Below are 18,034 nucleotides of genomic sequence, written 5' to 3'. Positions count from 1 at the left end.
CAGCGGTCGAAGGCGCAGTGAGCAACCTGATCGATGATCTCCTCAATGCCCGGCAGCGGTGCATGTCTGCGGCGGCTCGTCGATCTCGTCGGGGTTGGGCAGCGGTGTTTCATCCGGCTGGCCATCCGGATCGGGCTCGCGCACCGGCTGGGGCTCGGGAGCAGGAGGCGGCATCGGCGGTGGGGGAGGGTCGCGTTCAGGCATTGGGCGCGGGGGTGTGGACATCGCGCTCTCCACGTCATCATCACGTCGTCAGGAGCAGGAGCGCACCGAGGATGACGAGCGCCACGCCGCCCACCAGTAGCACGTAGAGGAAAAGAACGCCCGGCTCCCGCCGCGGCGGCGGTGGTCGGCGCTCCTTGTCCTCGAAAGCTTTGCGCCGCTCGTCGGCCGTCGGCGGTTTGCCCGCCGCTTCGTCATCGGCGCCAAGGGCGGCGGCGGCTGGATCGGGATAGCGCACCTTTTCCCGCGTTCTGCCGCTGTCGATGTCTGCGCGCAAGCGCTCCACGGTCGGCGGATCCCCGGAGCGACGGTTCGCCTTGCGTGCTTTCATGCGGTGGTCCTCGGCTCACGGTGCGTGTGGGGTATGCAGCAGGTCCTCCTGCGGCACCACATCGATGCGGACCTTCTCGGGGTCGAATGCGCCGTGCTGGCGGATGGCACTCACCTCGGGTTTCGGCAGATCGTAGGACCACATGACATCCTCCTCCGCCTCGCCTACCGCCTCGACATTCCAGTAGCGCGCCTTGCCCTTGATCGGACAGCGATATTCCGTGGGCGATTCAAAAAGAAAGTCGAAGTAGATATCGCGGAAGGGGATGTAGAATACAGGTTCGTGCCCTACCTCCCGCAGCAGAAGCGCCTCCCTCGTGGAAGCGACGATGGCGTCTGAGAAGCTCACCGTTACCGTTCCACCGAACGGCTCCACTGTCGCTTTGGGCTTGTCGTTCACGGCCATTCTCCCTTGCGTCTTCTATTCTAACGCACCCCGCCACAGCGTGTTCCCTCCAGTGCCGTCGTGGGAACAAGTCCCGCCGGCGCGCGTTGGAGGCGGCGAGGACGCATGAGGACAGAATGGAAATCCCCCTGCAGATCGCCTTCCACAGAGCCGAGAAATCCGACTGGGCTGAGGCGGAGATACGCGCCCGCGTCGACAAGCTACAGTCCTTCTATGACCGCATCATCGGCTGCCGTGTGACGGTGGACCAGCGAGCACGCAACGTTGAGGGCACGGTACCACCGGTGGTGCGCATCGAAATAAGCCTGCCCGGCACGGCCCCGCTCGTTGTCGCCTACGAGCCGGATCGCCTCCAGCAGAAGTTCCAGACGCCAGAACTCGGCAACGCGATCAACGATGCCTTCGAACTCGCCGAGCGCCGGCTCGCTCGGCTGAAGGAGGCGCGTGAGGATCGCGAGAAAAGTCCGCCACACGACGCCCAGAACCAGTTCCTCGGCCAAGTGGCGCAGCTCTACCCTAACGAGGACCACGGCTTCCTGCTGACGAAGGAGGGCGGCAGCCTCTACTTCCACCGCAATGCCGTGCTGCAGGGCAACTTTGACGAGCTCCGGGTGGGCGACGAGGTCCATTATGTAGAGGAAGTGGGCGACACCGGTCCACTGGCCACCAAGGTACGCGTGGTCTCGGCGAGACAGAAGTGATTGCTCTGTTCAGCGAGTAGACCAGGCGCCGGCCTCTCATTGGATCCCGCCCTAAACCGGCCTGGCATTGGAGCGATGTCGGCGGAACATCTCTAGCCGACCAGCGTTGACTTTGCGTGTATTGAGTGGAGTTGACGCCATGGCGCCCAGGGCAACATGGAAAGGGTATGTGAAGCTAGCGGAGTTGGCTTTTCCGGTTTCGCTCTATGCCGGTGCAACAACTTCAAAGCGCATCTCCTTTCATGTGCTGAACCGGAAGACGGGCCATCGCGTCCACCGTCAGTACTTCGACGAGGAGACGGAAGAACCGGTCGAGCGCGACCGGCAGGTCAAGGGCTATGAGACCGACGATGACCAGTATGTGATCCTTCAGCCGGATGAGATTGCCGAAGCGGTTCCGGAGAGCGACAAAACGCTGCGGATCGAGGCTTTCATTCCATGTCCGGATGTCGACACGGTCTACTTCGACAGGCCCTACTTTCTGGCGCCACCGGACGGCATTCTGGGCGAATCCTTTGCGGTCATAAGAGAGGGCATGCGGCGCAAGAAAGTTGCAGCGCTCGCTCGCGCTGTCTTGTTCCGGCGCGTCCGCACCGTCCTTCTGCGTTCCCAGGGGCCGGGACTGGTGGCCAACACCCTTAACTTCGATTACGAAATCCGATCAGCAGAGGAGGTGTTCGAAGATCTGCCCGACATGAAGATCGAGGGCGAGATGCTCGACCTTGCGAAACACATCATCGAAACCAAAGCCGGTGACTTCGATCCGCGCACGTTCGACGACCGCTATGACCAAGCTCTCGCCGAGCTGGTCAAGGCAAAGATGGAGGGCCGCGAGATCAAGGCGCCGAAGCGGCCGAAAGAGACAAAGGTCGTCAACCTCATGGATGCGCTGCGTGAGAGCGCCAAGGCGGCCAAGACGGAGCAGAAGAAGCCCAGTACCGCCAGGCGAAAGAAAGCCGAGCCGGCCCAGCGCCGCAAGGCTGGTTAAATGGCTCTGAGCAGCTACCGCAAAAAGCGAGATTTCAAGGCCACGCCGGAGCCACGCGGTAGGGGCGCGAAAGCGGCGGCTGGCGACGGCTATCTCATCCAGAAGCACGCCGCGCGCCGTCTTCACTACGATCTGCGCCTGGAGATGGACGGCGTGCTGAAGAGTTGGGCGATAACCAAGGGGCCGAGCCTGGTACCGGGCGAGAAGCGTCTCGCCGTCCACGTCGAGGACCACCCGCTCGAATACGCCGACTTTGAAGGCACCATTCCGAAGGGGGAGTATGGCGGGGGCTCGGTCATCGTGTGGGACCGAGGACGCTGGGCACCAATCGGCGACGCAAGGAAGAGCTACGCCAAGGGGCACCTCGATTTCGAGATCGAGGGTGAGAAGCTTGGTGGCCGCTGGCACTTGGTGCGGATGGCCCACAAACCCAGAGAGAAGAAGGAAAACTGGCTGCTGATCAAGGGCAACGACGACTTTGCACGCAGCGAAGGTGATCCGGACATTCTCGATGAAAGGCCCGAATCCGTGAAGACCGGCAGGGTGGTCGAGGAACTCGAAGGCGAGGCGCCGGGCTGGTCATCTAAGACAGGCAAGATCGAGAGGCCGAAAAAGCAGAAGCGTGAACTGCCGAAGCGGGCGAAGAAATCAGGCTATCCTGGTTTCATCGAGCCGGCACTCGCCACGCTGAAGAGCGCGCCGCCCACGGCGAAAAAGTGGCTGCACGAGATCAAATTCGACGGCTACCGCCTGCAGGCGCACATTCATGGCGGCAAGGCGAAGCTGTTTACGCGCAGCGGGCTCGATTGGACTGACCGCTTCGGCAAGGATATCATTGCAGCGCTCTCGGCTCTGCCGACCAGGGGTGCGATCCTAGACGGCGAAGTCATCGTCGAGGGTGCTGGCGGCGCTTCCGATTTCTCCGCGCTCCAAGCCGATCTCGCAGCCGGCAGAACGGATCGGCTCGTCTTCTACCTGTTCGACCTGCTCTACCTCGACGGCCACGATCTTCGGCCCGCTCCCTTGATAGAGCGAAAGGCAGCCCTGGGTGTCTTGATGCAAGGCGCAGCGCCGGTTCTGAGCTACAGCGATCATTTCGAAGAGAACGGCGAGATGATACTGCGCCATGCATGTCGCCTCAGCCTGGAAGGTATCGTGTCGAAGGATAGTGATGCGCCGTACCATTCGGGAAGGGGAAAGGGCTGGATCAAATCCAAGTGCTCCGAGCGCCAGGAGTTCGTCATCGGCGGTTTCGTGCCTTCGACCACATCTCAAAGGGCTATCGGCTCACTCGCGCTCGGCTATTTCGACGACGGAAAGCTTGCGTATGCCGGTCGCGTCGGCACCGGGTTTAGCCGGAAAGTCGCCGAGGACCTCTTCAAGCGGCTGGACCGTCTGAAGCAGCAGAAGAGTCCGTTCGCGCATAAGCTTTCTGCCGAGGAAGCACGTGAGGCCAAGTTCGTGCGCCCGGAACTGGTGGCGGAGGTCGAATTCGGGACGTGGACCGCTGACGGCGTCATAAGGCACGCCTCGTTTCGAGGTCTGCGCGAGGACAAGAAGCCGGAAGATGTCATCCGGGAATCGAAGGCAAAGGCGCCTGTCGAGAAGACTCCCCCTCCGGTACGCCTCACCCATCCCGATCGGCTCTACTGGCAAGATGCCGGCGTGACCAAGCAGGGGCTTGCCGACTACTATTCAGAAGTCTGGCCGCGGATCGGGCCGTTCATCGCCAACCGGCCGTTGGCCCTGGTGCGTTGTCCTGACGGCGTCGGAGGCCAATGCTTTTTCCAGAAGCATGTCTGGCGCGGCCAGTCCAAGGAGATCCTGCAGGGATACGACCCGAAGGACGACGAACCGGTCATTGCGATTGACGGTCTGCCCGGTCTGCTCGGGCTCGTCCAGGGGGGCACCCTGGAGATCCACCCGTGGGGATCGCAACTCAACGACCTCGAAAGACCCGATCTCATCAACATGGACCTCGATCCGGGTCCAGGTGTGGAGTGGAGCGAGGTGATTGACGCGGCGCTCGAGGTGCGGCAGCGGCTGGCGGATGCTGGCCTTGAAAGCTTCGTCAAAACCTCCGGGGGTAAGGGCCTGCATGTGGTGGCACCACTCGTGCCACGGGCGGAGTGGGATGCGGTAAAGACTTTCGCAAAGAGTGTCGCCGAGGCAATGGCATCAGACAGCCCTGAGCGCTTCGTCGCAACCGTCACCAAATCCAAACGGAAGGGCAAGATCCTCGTAGACTATCTCCGCAACGGTCGGGGTGCCACGGCCATCGCCCCTTATTCGACACGGGCAAGGCAACGGGCTGCCGTCTCGATGCCGCTTGATTGGGACGAGCTTAGCGCGGCGATCGGACCGGACTATTTCACGGTGGAGAATGCCCGGACGCGGTTGGCCGCGCTCCGGGCGGATCCGTGGGAGGATTTCCGAAAAGCCGCTGTCCCGCTTGACGGCCGGCTGAAGAAAGCAGCCTGATCAGCCACTCTTCTTCTTTTCCTGCGAGATTGATTTCTTCAGTGCGTCCATGATGTTGACGACATTGCTCGGAGGCTCCGGCTCTTCTCCCTTTTTGGCTTTGGCCGGCTTCTTGGCCTTCTTCTTCTGCTTGCTTGCGATGATCTCCTTCAGGCGCTCCTGCACCGGGTCGGTGGCCATGGAGGGATCCCATGGCTTCGTCAGGTCGTCTATGAGAGTTTCGACGAGCGAGACAAGCCTTGGCTCAGCCTTCTTCTCTTCCACGTCGCCGAAAATCTCTTTCGGATCACGCACCTCGTCGCCATAGCGCAAAGTCCACAGAACAATGCCCTTGCCGCGCGGCTCCAGCATCACAGCCCGCTCCCGGCGTGACAGCACAAGCCGTGAAATGCCGACCGTGCCAGTCGCTGCCATCGCTTCGCGGATGACCGCGAACGCTTCCTGGGCCACCTCGTCGTCGGGCATCAGATAATAGGGCTTGTCGTACCAAAACCACTCGATGGAGTCGGCGGGAACGAACTGGTTGATGTCGATTGTGCGGGTGCTTTCCAATCCAACCGCCTGGAATTCTTCATCCTCAATGATGACGTGACGGCCCTCTTCGGTCTCATAGCCCTTAACTTCGTCTTCTTCGGCCACTGGCTTGCCGGTTTCCGCATCGACATATCGGCTGCGAACCCTCTGCCCCGTTTCGCTGTTGATCGTGTGAAAGCGCACCTTCTCACGCTCGGAGGTAGCCGGCGTCAGCGAGACGGGACAAGTGACGAGGGAGAGCTTGAGATAACCTTTCCAGTAGGGGCGTGGCGCCATTTCTCATACTCCGGACAGAATAAAAGAAACGCGCAATCTGGTACTGGGGTTCCTCTTGGGTGTTGCGCCTGCCCGACAGAGTGGTAGCTGCCCCCTCGAAAGGTCCGCTACATTCTGCTCTGAGGGCCGGGCAATTCGTCAAAGGGCAGATCGAGTTCACGCATAATCCGTCGCACATCCTCTTCCTGAAGATCCATCCTGGATGATGCGTACGGCATCTCGCTGCGGCGCCCTTTGCGCCTTACGACAACGGAAACGAAGCCTTCACCGCGCTTGCGCTCGGTTTCTTCGAACGTGCAGCCTCTCTCCGTCAGCCATTGGCGGAACGTTTGCGCGTTCATGAGTCTCTCCCGATGCGCGTGCCTTTCATGGACAACGGCATCCGATCGCATCAGTTCCGGGCGTCCATTGGAGGCGCCAAGCCGGTGTCTTGCCGCTCGGCGGCGACCCTATTCGATCTCCGCCAGTGATCCCCAATAGCCGGGCTGGTAGCCGATCGGCAGGAACTCGTCGTGCAACTGCCGGAAGGTCTCGTCCGGGTCGAGGTTGGCAAACAGCTCCGGGTGAAACCATTTGGCGAGCTGCTGGACCGCCACGAACTGGTAGGGGCTGTTGTAGAACTGGTGCCACATAGCGTGAAACGCCTTCGTCTTCTGGGCTTTGATGCCCGTATAGGCGGGGCGGGTGGGGTAGAATGCGAGCTTGCGCTCCACCTCTTCCGGATTCGCGCCCGGGCCTACCGGCACCCAGCTGCCGTCTTGGACATAAGCTTCCCAGTCGGCGGTGGTGACGAGGATGTGGGCGGGATCGGCGGCGATGACCTGCTCGGCATTGAGCTGACCGAAGGTGCCGGGGACGAGGGTCTTTGCGATATTGCTACCGCCGGCAAGCTCGACGAAACGGCCGAAATTCTCGTTTCCGAAGGTATGGCAGCAATCCTCATAGTAGCCGCCGGCCCGGTCGATGAAGACGGCGGGGCGTTCCGGGTTCTCGGCGGCGATCACGTCCGTGACGCGCCTGATCTGCCTATCGCGGAAGGCGATCAGCGCCTCCGCGCGCTCTTCCTGCCCGAAGAGCTTGCCGAAGAGCCGGATGGTCGGCTCGGTGTTTTCCATCGGCTGGTGGCGGAAATCGATATAGACGACCGGGGTTCCGAGCGCGCCCAGCTTCTCGATATATTGCGCGTCCGCCGTCGCCTGCATGGTTTCGAGGTTCAGGAAGACGACATCGGGCTTCTGTGCGATCGTGGTCTCGATGTCGATCAGGCTTTCCTCGTAGCCGGCGAAACTGGGGATTTCGGCCAGCTTGGGGAACTTGGTAAGATAGGCTTCGTAGGTCTTCGGGTCGGCCTGGATGAGGTCGTTGCGCCAGCCGGCGATGCGCCTGGTTGGGTCTTCCCGATCGAGCGCTGCCACGATGTAGAGCTGCCGCCCCTCGCCGAGGATGACGCGCTCGACGGGCACCTCAACCTCAACCTCTCGACCGGCCACATCGGTCACGGTGACGGTCTCGGCCAGGGCTTCGGCGGTATAGAGGGCGAGGTTTGCCGCTGCGACCAGAACCGCTGCGGCTGTCTTCACGATGCCTGTGCGGCCATTGCTCCACATTTCCTGTTCTCCCGATCTACATTGCGGATACTGGTTTCGGTGGCCGGCGAGGCGAATGTCCGGCGCTGGGCCGCCACTCCGTCTACGATGACATGCCCAATCCCGCGCGAGCAGGGCTCGATGCGCGCCTCGACGTGGTAGACCTCGCTGAGAAGCGCCGGCGTGATGATTTCGGAGGAGGGGCCGCAGGCGACGAGCTGCCCGCCGGCGACGACCATCGCTTGGTCGCAGAAGCGCAGGGCGTGGTTGAGGTCATGCAAGGCGATGAGAACGATCATGCCGCGCGCGCGGGCAAGGTCCTGCATGAGGCCAAGCACCTCCACCTGCCGGGAAAGGTCGAGCGCGGAGGTCGGCTCGTCCATCAGCAGGATTTCCGGCTCGCGCACCAGCGTCTGCGCAAGGCTCGCGAGCTGCCGCTGACCGCCGGAAAGCTCGCCGATATTCCTGAAAGCGGTGTCAGCGATACCGAGCGCTTTCATGATCTCGTCGATGCGGGCGAGATCATCGTCGCCGACGGACCAACCCGCACCCTGCTTGCGGGCGAGCAGCACGGATTCGTAAACCGTGAGCACAGCATTGGCCGAAGTGTCCTGCGGCATGTAGCAGATGCTGTTCCGCCCCCGGCGCGCGCCCTCCACCTGCACCTCGCCCGGCCCCTTTAAGAGGCCTGCGACGCGCTTAAAGAGCGTAGATTTGCCGGCGGCGTTCGGGCCGATCACGGCCACCATGTCGCCGCTCTTGAACGCCGGCGTCGTCACGTCTTCGAGCAGAAGCTTTCTGCCGTAGTGCGCGCCGAGCGTTTCGAGCCTGATCGTCACCATGAGCGCCTCGCACTGGACAGGATGAGGGAAATGAAGAACGGGATTCCGATCAGTGATGTGACGATGCCGATCGGGAAGATCGTGCCGGGAATGAGCAGCTTGCTGACCACGGAGCTGGCCGAGAGGATTAACGCACCCGAAAGCGCGGAAGCAGGCAGGAAGAAGCGCTGGTCCTCACCGATGATCATGCGGGCGATGTGGGGACCAACCAGCCCGATGAAACCGATCGTGCCGACAAAGGCGACGGGAATGGCAGCGAGCAGGCTGACCATCATCAGCGTCTCGAGCCTGAGGCGCGCGACCTTGATGCCGAAGCTTGCGGCCTTGTCCTCGCCCAGCCGCAGTGCCGTCAGCGCCCAGGCGCGTCGGGCGAAAATCGGCAGGACGGCCAGAAGCACGAGCGTGGTGAGGCCGAGCTTCGGCCAGGTGGCCTTGGTCAGGCTGCCCATGGTCCAGAAGACGACGGCCGCGAGCGCTTCGGCAGAGGAGAGGAACTGGACGAGCGACAGGAGTGCATTGAAGGTGAAGACCAGCGCGATGCCCAGCAGCACGATGGTCTCCACCGTCACACCGCGCTTGACGCTGAGCATGTGAATGAGAAGGGCGGCGAGCATCGCCATCACGAAGGCGTTGACCGGCACCACATATTCGATAGCTGCGGGGATGAGCACCACGCCGAAGGCGAGCGCGAGGGCGGCGCCGAAGCTGGCAGCGGCGGAAATGCCGAGCGTGAAGGGGCTTGCGAGGGGGTTGTTGAGGATGGTCTGCATCTGCGCGCCCGCCACGCTCAAGGCCGCGCCGACCACGACGGCCATCAGCGCCACGGGCATGCGGATATCCCACAGAACCACGCGCACCTGCTGCGAAACGGTATCGGGAGCGAACAGCCCCTGGACCACCTCGCCGAGACCATAGCGGGCGGGGCCGAGCGCCAGGTCGACACAGAGGCTGACGAGTAGGGCAGCCCCCAACCCTGCGAGAATTAGCTGCCGTCGCCAGACGAGGGCGCGGTAGTGCCCGCGCCCTCCGCCGGTATCATGTGCAGCGACGGCTGCCCGATCACTCGCCATCGGAAAGCGAAACCCAGTGGCCAGGCTCGTAGGCGACGGGCAGGAACCGCACGTGCAGTTCCTTGAAGGTCGCTTCCGGATCGAGATCGGCGAAGAGCTCGGGATGCAACCACTTCGCCATCTGCTGGATGGCCACGAACTGATAGGGGCTGTTGTAGAACTGGTGCCAGATGGCATGCACCTGCCCGTTCTCTACCGCCTTGACGCCGGTGAAGGCCGGGCGCTCGGTAAGCCCCTTGAGCTTGCGCAGGGCCTCCGCCTCGTCGCGGCCGGGGCCGACGCCGACCCAGGCGCCGCCCGGCACATAGGCCTCCCACCACCCGCCGGTCGTGATGAACTGATCGGGGTCGGAGGCGATGATCTGCTCCGGGTTGACCGTGCCGAAGGTGCCGGGAATGATATCCTTGGCGATATTCTCGCCGCCCGCCAACTCGACATACTTGCCGAAATTGTCCTTGCCGAAGCTCATGCAGCAGTCTTCCGAGTAGCCGCCGGCGCGCTCGATGAACACCTTGGGGCGCTCGGGATTCTCCCTCTCGATGACGTCGGTCACGCGCTCGATCTCAGCATGGCGCCAGGCAATGAACTCCTCGGCGCGTTCCTCTTTGCCGAAGAGCTTGCCGAACAGGCGCATGCTTGGCTCGGTGTTGATGAAGGGGTGCTCGCGGAAATCGACATAGACAAGCGGGATGCCGGCAGCGGCGAGCTTCTCGATATATTTCGCGTCCTCGGTCGCCTGCTTGGACTCGATGTTCATCAAGATGACGTCTGGGTTCAGCGAAACGGCCTGCTCGACATCGAAGGTGCCGTCCTTGAAGCCGCCGAAGGTTGGCAGCTTTGCCATCTCGAGGAACTTCTCGAGATAGAGCGCATAATTGTCTGGATCGGCGCTCTTGAAGTCGTCGCGCCAGCCCACGATCCGTTTGAATGGTTCCTCCGTGTCGAGCGCCGCCACGAGATATATCTGCCGGCCTTCGCCCAGGATCACCCTTTCGACGGGCACGTTGACTTCGACCTCGCGGCCGGTGACGTCGGTCACCGTGACCGTCTCGGCGCTCGCATCAAACATGGTCGATAAGACGACGAACACGGCTGCCGCTGTACCTGCTGCGACCTTGCGGAAATCCATGGCACTCTCGCTTAAAAAGTTGATTGTGCAGGTGGGCTTATAAAATACGACTTCTTTTCTCAAGAAATATCTTTTATAGCGATTCCAAAGTGATGAAACAGCGGGAGCCGGAATGACGGAACACGCCAACTATTCGTTGCGCGAGGAGATACGAGACTACTGGTCGGCGCGCGCCGAGACATTCGATCTTTCGGTGGGGCACGAGATCTTCTCGGAAGAGGAGCGCGCCGCCTGGCACAGGCTGATCCTGAAGCATCTGGGACCGGGGGAGGGGAAGCGGGCGCTTGATCTTGCCTGCGGCACGGGTGTCATCTCACACCTCATGCACGATCTGGGCTTCGCCGTCACCGGGCTCGATTGGTCGGAGCCGATGCTCGCCAAAGCGCGCGCGAAGGCGATGGAAAAGGAAAGCGGCATCCGCTTTTTGCTAGGCGATGCGGAACGGACACTGGAAGAAAAGGAGAGCTATGACGTCATCGTCACCCGCCATTTGGTCTGGACCCTGGTCAATCCGCGGGCGGCCTTCACCGAATGGTTCTCGCTCCTGAAGCCCGGTGGGCGCCTGCTGATCGTCGACGGCGACTTCGTCACGGAGACCTGGGCGAGCCGCCTCCGCAAGGCGATTGAAAGCCTCCGTGCTGGAAAGGCAAAGCCTGGGCCCGAAATCGATTCCGAGTTGCAGGCCAGACACCGCAGCATCCTTTCCCGCGTCTACTTCTCCCAGGGCGTCAGAGCGGAAGATATAAGCCGACTTCTCACCGAAGCGGGTTTCGAGGCACCGGTGATCGATCCGCGGCTTGGCGCGATCCACCGCGCGCAGGCGCGGCGTATGGCCTTTCTCAAGGCGTTCGAGCGGGCGATGCAGTGCCGCTATGCCGTCTGTGCGCGAAAGCCACTTTCCTGACCCGATGGCGCTTCACGGCCTCGATTCCGGCTCTGCATCGTGCAAGGACAACGAATTGTGTGACGGCAGCAGCGCCATATGCGCCAAATCGATCATTGTCGTCTGGCTACCATGGAATTGCGCATCAACCGGCTCAGCACGAAGAGGTATCGAAATGATCGGCTACGTCACCCTGGGTACGAATGAACTTGAACGTTCCGCCACCTTCTATGACAAGCTACTTTTCGAAATGGGCGCTGAACGCGCATATCGCACCGGCAGTCTGGTGGCCTGGCGCTTCGAGAACGGGCCGTTGTTCGTTTTGAGCATGCCCTACGACCGTGCGGCTGCGACGGCCGGCAATGGCACCATAGTAGCCTTGAGCGTGGACGATACTGCCGTGGTCGACAGGTTGCACGCGCTGGCATTACGACTAGGCGCATCCGATGAGGGCGCACCAGGGCCGCGCGGCAAGAGCTTCTACGGTGCCTATTTTCGCGGATCTGGACGGCAACAAGCTGAACTTGCATTGCTATTCTTGAAGGTAGCCGCACAAGCGTCTTTACATGGGACGGGCGTGCGCCATTCCCGCTCAACCGGCCTCGCTGACCGCCTCGAAATGGCCTGCGGTGCGACCGGTACATAGGCTGTCGGACAGCCAAGCAGCACCGTTCGAAACGGTTGCCCCCGCGGTCCTCCGGAAAGCTGGTAAATGCAAGGCTGCGCAACCGGTCCGACGTCAGCGCTCGGAGAACGCACGCGACATGCTATCCGCGATCGGCCTGGTGATATAGCTGAAGAATGTACGCTCGGCTGTTTGAATAAGGATTTCCGCCGGCATTCCTGGAGTCGGGCGAAAACCTCTAACCTTTGCCAGTTCGCTTGGCGGTAGGCGGACGCGCGCGAGGTAAACTTCCTGATCCTGCTCAGCCTTCTGCCCAGGCAGTGCGTCAGCGGAAACGTAAAAGACGTCGCCATTCAGGACAGGCGTTGTGCGCTGGTTGAGCGCTGTCAGTCGCACAGTCGCCTTCTGCCCGCGTCTTACGCTATCGATCTCGGTTCTCGGTATCTGCGCTTCGATGATGAGTGGTGCTCCGGCTGGCAGGATTTCCAGTATGCCTTTACCGCTCTCGATCACACCGCCTGGGGTGTGATAGTTCAAGCGCACCACGGTTCCGGCAACTGGCGCATTTATCGTCGCTCGCTGTAGGATGTTTTCCGCTGCCCGAGATTGCTCCCGAACGGAATCGAGTTCCCCCTGGATACCTTCCAGTTCATCTAGCGCGGCCTGCCGATAAGCATTCTCGGCCTGGACGATTTCCTGCTCCTGTTTGCCGATCTGCGAGTAGGTCTCGGAAACCTCCGCCGTCAAACGACCGATCTGGCCGGTCGCCTCAGCGATCGCCCTCTGGATGGCCTTTATCTCCGTCTTGCGGATCAGGCCCTGCTTCAAAAGGATATCCTTCCCTTCCGCCTCTTCCCGCAAAAGCTTCAACTGAAGCGCCGTCGCATCGCGCTGCTTCTCATACCCTTCAGCGCGGTACCGCAACGCCTCGATATTTCGTTCGAGTAAAGCTATCTCGCTGTCACGTTTGGATTTCCAGGCTTCGAAATTGAGCCGCTGCCCTTCCAGCATCGGTGCAATATCGACATCGCCCTCATTGTCTGCCACGAGAGCTGGAAACACCAGCTCATCGGATCCGGCGAACTGGGAAGTGAGCCGTGCGGCAATGGCCTCAAGCCTGATGCGCCGCAAGAACAACTCGCGTTCCCTGGCCAGCGCTGCCGTCTCGTCGAGGCGTACCAGTGGCTGGCCGACCTCGACCCGATCACCTTCGTTCACCAGGATTTCCTTGATAATCCCTCCCTCGAAATGTTGGACAACCTTGTTTTGTCCAGTGGCAACGAAACTTCCCTGCGAGATAACTGCCGCCGCAAGCGGAGCTGTAACGGCCCAACCTCCGAACCCCCCGAATGTGAGGGCAAGGAGCACGAGACCCACCGTCGTCTGCTTCCGGATCGAGCGTGGGACGTCGGAGTACCATTCGATGTCGTGAACTTTCGCAATGTCGGACATTTCGCGATCGCCCTCAGCTTATCTGGTGCCCGAAGGAACCGTTCTCTATGCTCACCCCGCGCGTCGAAAGCGCTTGCAGAACGTCTTTGCGCACACCGAACAGAGCAACGGTGCCGTTCACCAGAAGCAGGATCTTGTCGACATTGTTGAGCAATGCCGGCCGCTGCGTAATCGTGATCACGGTGATCTTGTTTTCCCTGGCGTGCTCGAGCGCGCGCACCAGCGCTTCTTCCCCAGCGCTGTCCAGATTGGAGTTAGGCTCATCGAGTACAACCAAACGCGGATTGCCGAAGAAGGCCCTGGCAAGCGCGATGCGCTGCTTTTGGCCACCGGAAAGCGGCGTCCCGTCCCCGGCAACGACCGTCTCATAGCCGTGCGGCAACGTCGCGATCATCTCATGGACGTCCGCAAGCTTCGCCGCCTGGTAGATCTGCGCGTCCGTCGCATCCTCGCGCATGCGTGCGATATTGGCCTTGATCGTGCCGGGAAAGAGCTGAACATCCTGCGGAAGGTAGCCGATATTCTCGCCGAACTGCCGCTGGTCCCAGTTGCGCAAATCCATGAGATCGAGCCTGACGCTACCTGAAGTTGGAAGGATGGACCCGACAAGCATCTTGCCGAGCGTCGTCTTGCCGGCGCCGGAATTTCCGATGACGGCCAGAGAGTCCCCCGGCGTCAATGCGAAGGATATACCGTTGAGAACGACCCTCTTCGTTCCCTGAGGCACATAAAGCAGCCTTTCCACATCCAGGCGCCCCTCCGGCCGCGGTAGGTTCAGGCGCTCGAAATTGAGCGGGGATGTCTTCAGCAGCGTCGATATGCGTTCGAAAGCCGAGCGGGACTGACTGTATTGGTTCCACCCCTCGATGGCGCCCTCGATTGGCGCCAGTGCGCGGCCTGCGATGATGGATGCAGCAATCACCATGCCGCCGGTGATCTCGCCTTCGATCGCCAAATAGGCGCCCCAGCCGAGCATTGCGACCTGCGTGAGGAGCCGCGAGCCTTTAGACAGGGCAGCAAAGACGATGTTGCGGTCCTGTGCAACGACCTGCGATTTCAAGGAACCAGCCGTATCCTTGCCCCAGATTTGCACGGCCTCCGGTATCATCGCCAGAGCATTGATGATCTGCGAATTGCGGGACATGGACTCCAGGTGGAGGTTGGCCTTGACCTGCGCAGTGTTCGCTTCTCCGAACGGCCCTGCCGTGGCGCGCTGGTTGATGAGTGTAAAAACAAGCAGCAAAAGCGCCGTCACCACGACGATCGACCCGAGATGCGGATGGATCAAGAATACCGCGAGCACGAACAGTGGGGCGATCGGCGCATCGAGGAAGGAAAGCAGCGTGCGCGAGACAAGGAATGAACGGACCTGTTGCAGATCACCGAGCGTCTGATACTCGCGACCGCTTCCATGCAAAGAAGCCCGCGCTGCGGCACTGAGGATAGGCGAACCCAATTGTGCGGCAAACTCGACGGCCGTCCGCATGAGAATGAAGCGCCGGATCGCGTCGAATACCGCCTGCAGAATGACTGCGCCGACGATGACAACCGTCAGCATCACCAGGGTGTCGATCGATCGGCTCGTCAGGATGCGGTCCGAAATCTGGAAAAGATAGATCGGAATCGCCAGCACCAGGGCGTTGCTCGCCACCGTGAAGACCATGACGACCAAGAGATTCTGCCGGACCGCTGTCAAACCAGCCTTGAGACTGGCGGCAAAATCCACAGGCCCGAGCCGCTTGTGAAAAACGCCATCACCGCCGCCGGGTCCCTTGCCGCTCGGTCCTTTGCCACGGCCGGAATCGCCCGCTTGGTCGGCCGCGCGCTCGCGCGCCTTGATCGGGTTGCGGTCTCCTTCGATGGTGACGATGCCTTCGGGGCGGTCGTCATGCTTCATAGCCGGCTTCGGTATTTCCTGTATATGCGGTGTCTTTGTGGAGGCTGAGCCATTATCCCTGGGGCGGCGTTCTTCTGCCCCTTCTCGCCCTTCGGCTGGCTCCCGCCGCGGGGCCTCTTGCCGAATCTCCTGGGGTCGAGGCTCGTCACGTTCTGGGATGTAGGCATGCTGATATGGCTCGGCGAGATTCTGCCTCGTGTCCCTCGAGCCGTCAGCCGCGTGCTGCTTCGAAGCAGATATTGGTCGTGCGGCTTCGCGTTTCGCCAGATCGCTGGCTCGTTTCAACGCCGCCTCCTCGAATATTTCCTGCACCAAACGATCGATCTCTGACATCCCTTGGTCGATCTTTGCCTCACTTGCCGTCAATTGCCGCATAGCAGCCTCTGGTTGAGGGGCGGCGCACCCTGGCATTTTGCCGGGCGAGCCTGGTGATGTGCCGCGTTCGTATTCCACCGATGCCGCCCAGAAAATCCGTTATCCGATCATCGTGCTCAGGCCATCCGACTGCAGATAATCCGCATCGTACTGGCCGTGGTCGCCCTGCGGCTGATCGCGGTTGTCCATCATGTCGTCATCGAGAAACGCGACAGCTTCGTTGACCAGCACGTTCGGGTCCTGACCGCCGAAATCCGGTTCGGTGGATATGATGTCCGCTTGTACGAGGACCTCGTTCGAGTAGTGGCCGCCGCCGACATAGGTTTTCCCGACCGAATCCAGATCTTGGATAGCAGCGTTGTTCAGCAGCGCGTTGCCGCCGGTGGAGACCGACCATGCGGCATCCGGGTATGCATCCTTCGCATGCATCGCCAAGGCAAGTTGGTCGCTGTCGCCCAGAATATTCGTCTGCTTGATGTACTGAAGATTGACGAGATCGCCCTTGATGTGAAGCACGCGCAGTGCGCCGTATCCGGCAAAGGCGGAATCCGACAGCACTTCACCGTTCAGGTGGTTGTTGCCGGCTGCAAGATTCTTCGCGGCATCAAGATAATGGGCCGGCATTGTTTCAAACCGGTCTGCTCCGCCCACATTGTAGATGTGGGCCTGATTCCAGAGCAGATTTCCCGACGTTGAAATAGAGCCGTCACCCGTCGTCTGGAAACCACCGACGGTACCGACAATGTCGTTGTCACTGAGAACGTTCAGCTGATGAATGATGTTCGCGTCGAAGACGTTTCCGCCGACTATGATGAGATCATAGCCGAAGCCGATCTCCTCGATCGAAATGTCGTTGAAGGCTTTGTTGTCACCGGAATAGACGCGTGTGGTGACACCTGAAGAGGAGAGAATACCGACGTCGTTGTCCATCATGAAGATAAACTGCTCGAGCCAGTTCATCATCATGAGATCGCCGTCGATTTCCTTGATAACCCAATGTTTAGGGAAACTCATCGCCCCGTTCGACGTATCATCGCCAAAGGAGTCGAAGCGCTCAAATTTTGCGATATTGAACGCCTGCGTCGGGCTGGTGTCATGTATCCATCCGCCCACCGTGGAGGAAATATAGTCATTGTCGCACCACGCGTTGATCTGGAAGATCGCGTTGATCTCGATGTGATCGCCAACGACGGCCATCACCGGTGACGAGGTCCAGTAATTCTGCAGAACGGCATTGTTGAGCAGGGTGTTGCCACCGGTTTCTACCTCGACCGACTGCTCGATGACGGGCCCGTTCTCCGTAAGCTGGACATTCCCCGAAGGAGCCCCTTCCGGCTCTTCATCGAACGTGTAGTAGTCTTCAAGCTTGGAGGCCTCGTCGACTTCTACGCCGTTTTCGAACGTCCCCTCGATGGTTTCGGACTTTTTCACAAACGCGTTGCCCTCAGGATCCTCGGGAAATTCATCCAAAAGCTCCGAAGCAGTCGTCATAAATCCCGCGGCTTCCGCGGAAGAGCCAGGCATTTCAAGTTCGAGAATAGGCATTAGGGTGGTGGCCGCACCGGTCAGCGCCATGACATGGATATTGCTGGCAGGGGCCGGATTGAAGTACAGGCCGTGCCCACCGACGCCGAAGTAGTCATTGTCCGACAGGCCGATGTCCTGCTTGATGTAGTTCGCGAAGGATCCCAGCGTCTCCACCGCCGGTAAGATGGTCTTGTGGGAGGTGTAGTTTATTACCGGCAGGGAGAAGGGGATCGGAGTGGCTATCTCGTATGCTCCCGGCAGCGTGATATCCGGGGGAACAAAGCTGAGATAGCTCCACGGGTGAACGACGACCCACTCGGGCGGAGGAGCGCGATAGGCGAGATCGGGCTCAAAACCGGCGAACCGAAAGGGAGCGGCGAACGGTATCGCGGTCGCGTTCAGGTCGGCAAGATCGGGATCGCCTGTCTCCTTGGCTCGAAACTCGTCATATGCATCGCGAAGCCGCGCTTCTTCGACCGTAATCTCGAACAGGCCGATAAAGTGTGCAATGGCTTCCGTAATCCTGTCCATGTGCATGACACATAGCTCCTGACGAGGTCGGCTGGCTGCGTGGCCGGTCATACTCGGCTGGAGCAATTCCAGGAAAAGTAGGAACTGGTTCTCCGTCCGGAATTGCAACCAGGCAAAAGGTTGGATCGGATAACGGTGATCCGATCCAGGTGGACTGCGCGGAGAACCGCGCAGTCCTG

Annotated in this window: 16 protein-coding genes and 1 pseudogene; 5 read left to right on the top strand and 12 right to left on the bottom strand. The window is 60.8% G+C overall.

The features are described from left to right. Window positions 1-42: 42 nt before the first annotated feature. The 3 genes from N5A92_RS04285 to N5A92_RS04275 are packed head-to-tail and all read right to left on the bottom strand — an operon-like array spanning window position 43 to window position 958. Window positions 43-225, bottom strand: a complete 183-nt coding sequence (locus N5A92_RS04285) for a hypothetical protein (protein ID WP_260900622.1) — start codon at window positions 223-225, stop codon at window positions 43-45. A gap of 19 nt (window positions 226-244) precedes the next feature. Further along, window positions 245-553: a hypothetical protein gene (locus N5A92_RS04280; protein WP_260900621.1), complete on the bottom strand. Its 309-nt coding sequence runs from the start codon at window positions 551-553 to the stop codon at window positions 245-247. 15 nt (window positions 554-568) lie between these two features. Beyond that, complete coding sequence (locus tag N5A92_RS04275; protein WP_260900620.1) at window positions 569-958, bottom strand: DUF427 domain-containing protein; 390 nt, start codon at window positions 956-958, stop codon at window positions 569-571. Window positions 959-1,074: 116 nt separating this feature from the next. Between N5A92_RS04275 and N5A92_RS04270 the strand changes: the two genes are divergently transcribed. The 3 genes from N5A92_RS04270 to ligD all read left to right on the top strand — a co-directional run bounded on the left by N5A92_RS04270 (window position 1,075) and on the right by ligD (window position 5,128). Continuing rightward, the gene (locus tag N5A92_RS04270; protein ID WP_260900619.1) at window positions 1,075-1,659 is read left to right on the top strand and encodes an HPF/RaiA family ribosome-associated protein; all 585 of its coding nucleotides are present in this window, start codon (window positions 1,075-1,077) and stop codon (window positions 1,657-1,659) included. Window positions 1,660-1,798: 139 nt separating this feature from the next. After that, window positions 1,799-2,647, top strand: coding sequence for a non-homologous end joining protein Ku (ku, locus tag N5A92_RS04265; RefSeq protein ID WP_260900618.1), 849 nt, complete (start codon window positions 1,799-1,801; stop codon window positions 2,645-2,647). After that, window positions 2,648-5,128, top strand: a complete 2,481-nt coding sequence (gene ligD / locus N5A92_RS04260; RefSeq protein ID WP_260900617.1) for a DNA ligase D — start codon at window positions 2,648-2,650, stop codon at window positions 5,126-5,128. Here ligD and ku (N5A92_RS04255) read toward each other — a convergent pair whose 3' ends face one another. The 6 genes and pseudogenes from ku (N5A92_RS04255) to N5A92_RS04230 form a co-directional block, all read right to left on the bottom strand. Beyond that, complete coding sequence (gene ku / locus N5A92_RS04255; RefSeq protein ID WP_260900616.1) at window positions 5,129-5,938, bottom strand: non-homologous end joining protein Ku; 810 nt, start codon at window positions 5,936-5,938, stop codon at window positions 5,129-5,131. 107 nt (window positions 5,939-6,045) lie between these two features. Then, window positions 6,046-6,279, bottom strand: coding sequence for a hypothetical protein (locus N5A92_RS04250; RefSeq protein WP_260900615.1), 234 nt, complete (start codon window positions 6,277-6,279; stop codon window positions 6,046-6,048). Window positions 6,280-6,387: 108 nt separating this feature from the next. Continuing rightward, window positions 6,388-7,545: an ABC transporter substrate-binding protein gene (locus N5A92_RS04245; protein ID WP_260900614.1), complete on the bottom strand. Its 1,158-nt coding sequence runs from the start codon at window positions 7,543-7,545 to the stop codon at window positions 6,388-6,390. A 71-nt stretch (window positions 7,546-7,616) separates the two neighbouring features. Beyond that, a pseudogene (locus N5A92_RS04240) lies at window positions 7,617-8,366 on the bottom strand (ABC transporter ATP-binding protein); the annotation flags it as partial. Beyond that, window positions 8,360-9,436 carry a FecCD family ABC transporter permease gene (locus tag N5A92_RS04235; RefSeq protein WP_260900613.1) on the bottom strand — a complete coding sequence of 359 codons (1,077 nt, stop codon included), beginning with the start codon at window positions 9,434-9,436 and terminating at the stop codon, window positions 8,360-8,362. The gene N5A92_RS04235 and the pseudogene N5A92_RS04240, both read right to left, overlap by 7 nt. Next, window positions 9,426-10,505, bottom strand: coding sequence for an ABC transporter substrate-binding protein (locus N5A92_RS04230; RefSeq protein ID WP_425248540.1), 1,080 nt, complete (start codon window positions 10,503-10,505; stop codon window positions 9,426-9,428). The genes N5A92_RS04235 and N5A92_RS04230 overlap by 11 nt, the downstream gene beginning before the upstream one ends. Window positions 10,506-10,677: 172 nt before the next feature. Here N5A92_RS04230 and N5A92_RS04225 point away from each other — a divergent pair, with 172 nt between their 5' ends. Both N5A92_RS04225 and N5A92_RS04220 read left to right on the top strand, forming a co-directional pair. After that, window positions 10,678-11,469 (top strand): class I SAM-dependent methyltransferase, encoded by a 792-nt coding sequence (locus N5A92_RS04225; protein WP_260900610.1) that lies wholly within the window; start codon window positions 10,678-10,680, stop codon window positions 11,467-11,469. A 154-nt stretch (window positions 11,470-11,623) separates the two neighbouring features. Beyond that, window positions 11,624-12,094, top strand: a complete 471-nt coding sequence (locus N5A92_RS04220; RefSeq protein ID WP_260900608.1) for a VOC family protein — start codon at window positions 11,624-11,626, stop codon at window positions 12,092-12,094. A gap of 93 nt (window positions 12,095-12,187) precedes the next feature. Here N5A92_RS04220 and N5A92_RS04215 read toward each other — a convergent pair whose 3' ends face one another. From N5A92_RS04215 to N5A92_RS04205, 3 genes are all read right to left on the bottom strand, one after another. After that, window positions 12,188-13,525, bottom strand: coding sequence for an HlyD family type I secretion periplasmic adaptor subunit (locus tag N5A92_RS04215; RefSeq protein WP_260900607.1), 1,338 nt, complete (start codon window positions 13,523-13,525; stop codon window positions 12,188-12,190). A 13-nt stretch (window positions 13,526-13,538) separates the two neighbouring features. Next, complete coding sequence (locus N5A92_RS04210) at window positions 13,539-15,422, bottom strand: type I secretion system permease/ATPase (RefSeq protein ID WP_425248523.1); 1,884 nt, start codon at window positions 15,420-15,422, stop codon at window positions 13,539-13,541. Between the two features lie 474 nt (window positions 15,423-15,896). After that, complete coding sequence (locus tag N5A92_RS04205; RefSeq protein WP_260900606.1) at window positions 15,897-17,861, bottom strand: hypothetical protein; 1,965 nt, start codon at window positions 17,859-17,861, stop codon at window positions 15,897-15,899. Between the last annotated feature and the right edge of the window lie 173 nt (window positions 17,862-18,034).

The sequence above is a fragment of the Chelativorans salis genome, assembly GCF_025336525.1.
Lineage (GTDB): Bacteria > Pseudomonadota > Alphaproteobacteria > Rhizobiales > Rhizobiaceae > Chelativorans > Chelativorans salis.
This window is presented reverse-complemented; position numbering and strand designations above follow the sequence as displayed.

What these genes read in the sequence shown, in the direction of transcription:
- N5A92_RS04285 (WP_260900622.1), bottom strand. Translation starts at nt 225, where the DNA reads ATGTCCACACCCCCGCGCCCAATGCCTGAACGCGACCCTCCCCCACCG.
- N5A92_RS04280 (WP_260900621.1), bottom strand. Translation starts at nt 553, where the DNA reads ATGAAAGCACGCAAGGCGAACCGTCGCTCCGGGGATCCGCCGACCGTG.
- N5A92_RS04275 (WP_260900620.1), bottom strand. Translation starts at nt 958, where the DNA reads ATGGCCGTGAACGACAAGCCCAAAGCGACAGTGGAGCCGTTCGGTGGA.
- N5A92_RS04270 (WP_260900619.1), top strand. Translation starts at nt 1,075, where the DNA reads ATGGAAATCCCCCTGCAGATCGCCTTCCACAGAGCCGAGAAATCCGAC.
- ku (WP_260900618.1), top strand. Translation starts at nt 1,799, where the DNA reads ATGGCGCCCAGGGCAACATGGAAAGGGTATGTGAAGCTAGCGGAGTTG.
- ligD (WP_260900617.1), top strand. Translation starts at nt 2,648, where the DNA reads ATGGCTCTGAGCAGCTACCGCAAAAAGCGAGATTTCAAGGCCACGCCG.
- ku (WP_260900616.1), bottom strand. Translation starts at nt 5,938, where the DNA reads ATGGCGCCACGCCCCTACTGGAAAGGTTATCTCAAGCTCTCCCTCGTC.
- N5A92_RS04250 (WP_260900615.1), bottom strand. Translation starts at nt 6,279, where the DNA reads ATGAACGCGCAAACGTTCCGCCAATGGCTGACGGAGAGAGGCTGCACG.
- N5A92_RS04245 (WP_260900614.1), bottom strand. Translation starts at nt 7,545, where the DNA reads ATGTGGAGCAATGGCCGCACAGGCATCGTGAAGACAGCCGCAGCGGTT.
- N5A92_RS04235 (WP_260900613.1), bottom strand. Translation starts at nt 9,436, where the DNA reads ATGGCGAGTGATCGGGCAGCCGTCGCTGCACATGATACCGGCGGAGGG.
- N5A92_RS04230 (WP_425248540.1), bottom strand. Translation starts at nt 10,505, where the DNA reads ATGTTTGATGCGAGCGCCGAGACGGTCACGGTGACCGACGTCACCGGC.
- N5A92_RS04225 (WP_260900610.1), top strand. Translation starts at nt 10,678, where the DNA reads ATGACGGAACACGCCAACTATTCGTTGCGCGAGGAGATACGAGACTAC.
- N5A92_RS04220 (WP_260900608.1), top strand. Translation starts at nt 11,624, where the DNA reads ATGATCGGCTACGTCACCCTGGGTACGAATGAACTTGAACGTTCCGCC.
- N5A92_RS04215 (WP_260900607.1), bottom strand. Translation starts at nt 13,525, where the DNA reads ATGTCCGACATTGCGAAAGTTCACGACATCGAATGGTACTCCGACGTC.
- N5A92_RS04210 (WP_425248523.1), bottom strand. Translation starts at nt 15,422, where the DNA reads ATGAAGCATGACGACCGCCCCGAAGGCATCGTCACCATCGAAGGAGAC.
- N5A92_RS04205 (WP_260900606.1), bottom strand. Translation starts at nt 17,861, where the DNA reads ATGCACATGGACAGGATTACGGAAGCCATTGCACACTTTATCGGCCTG.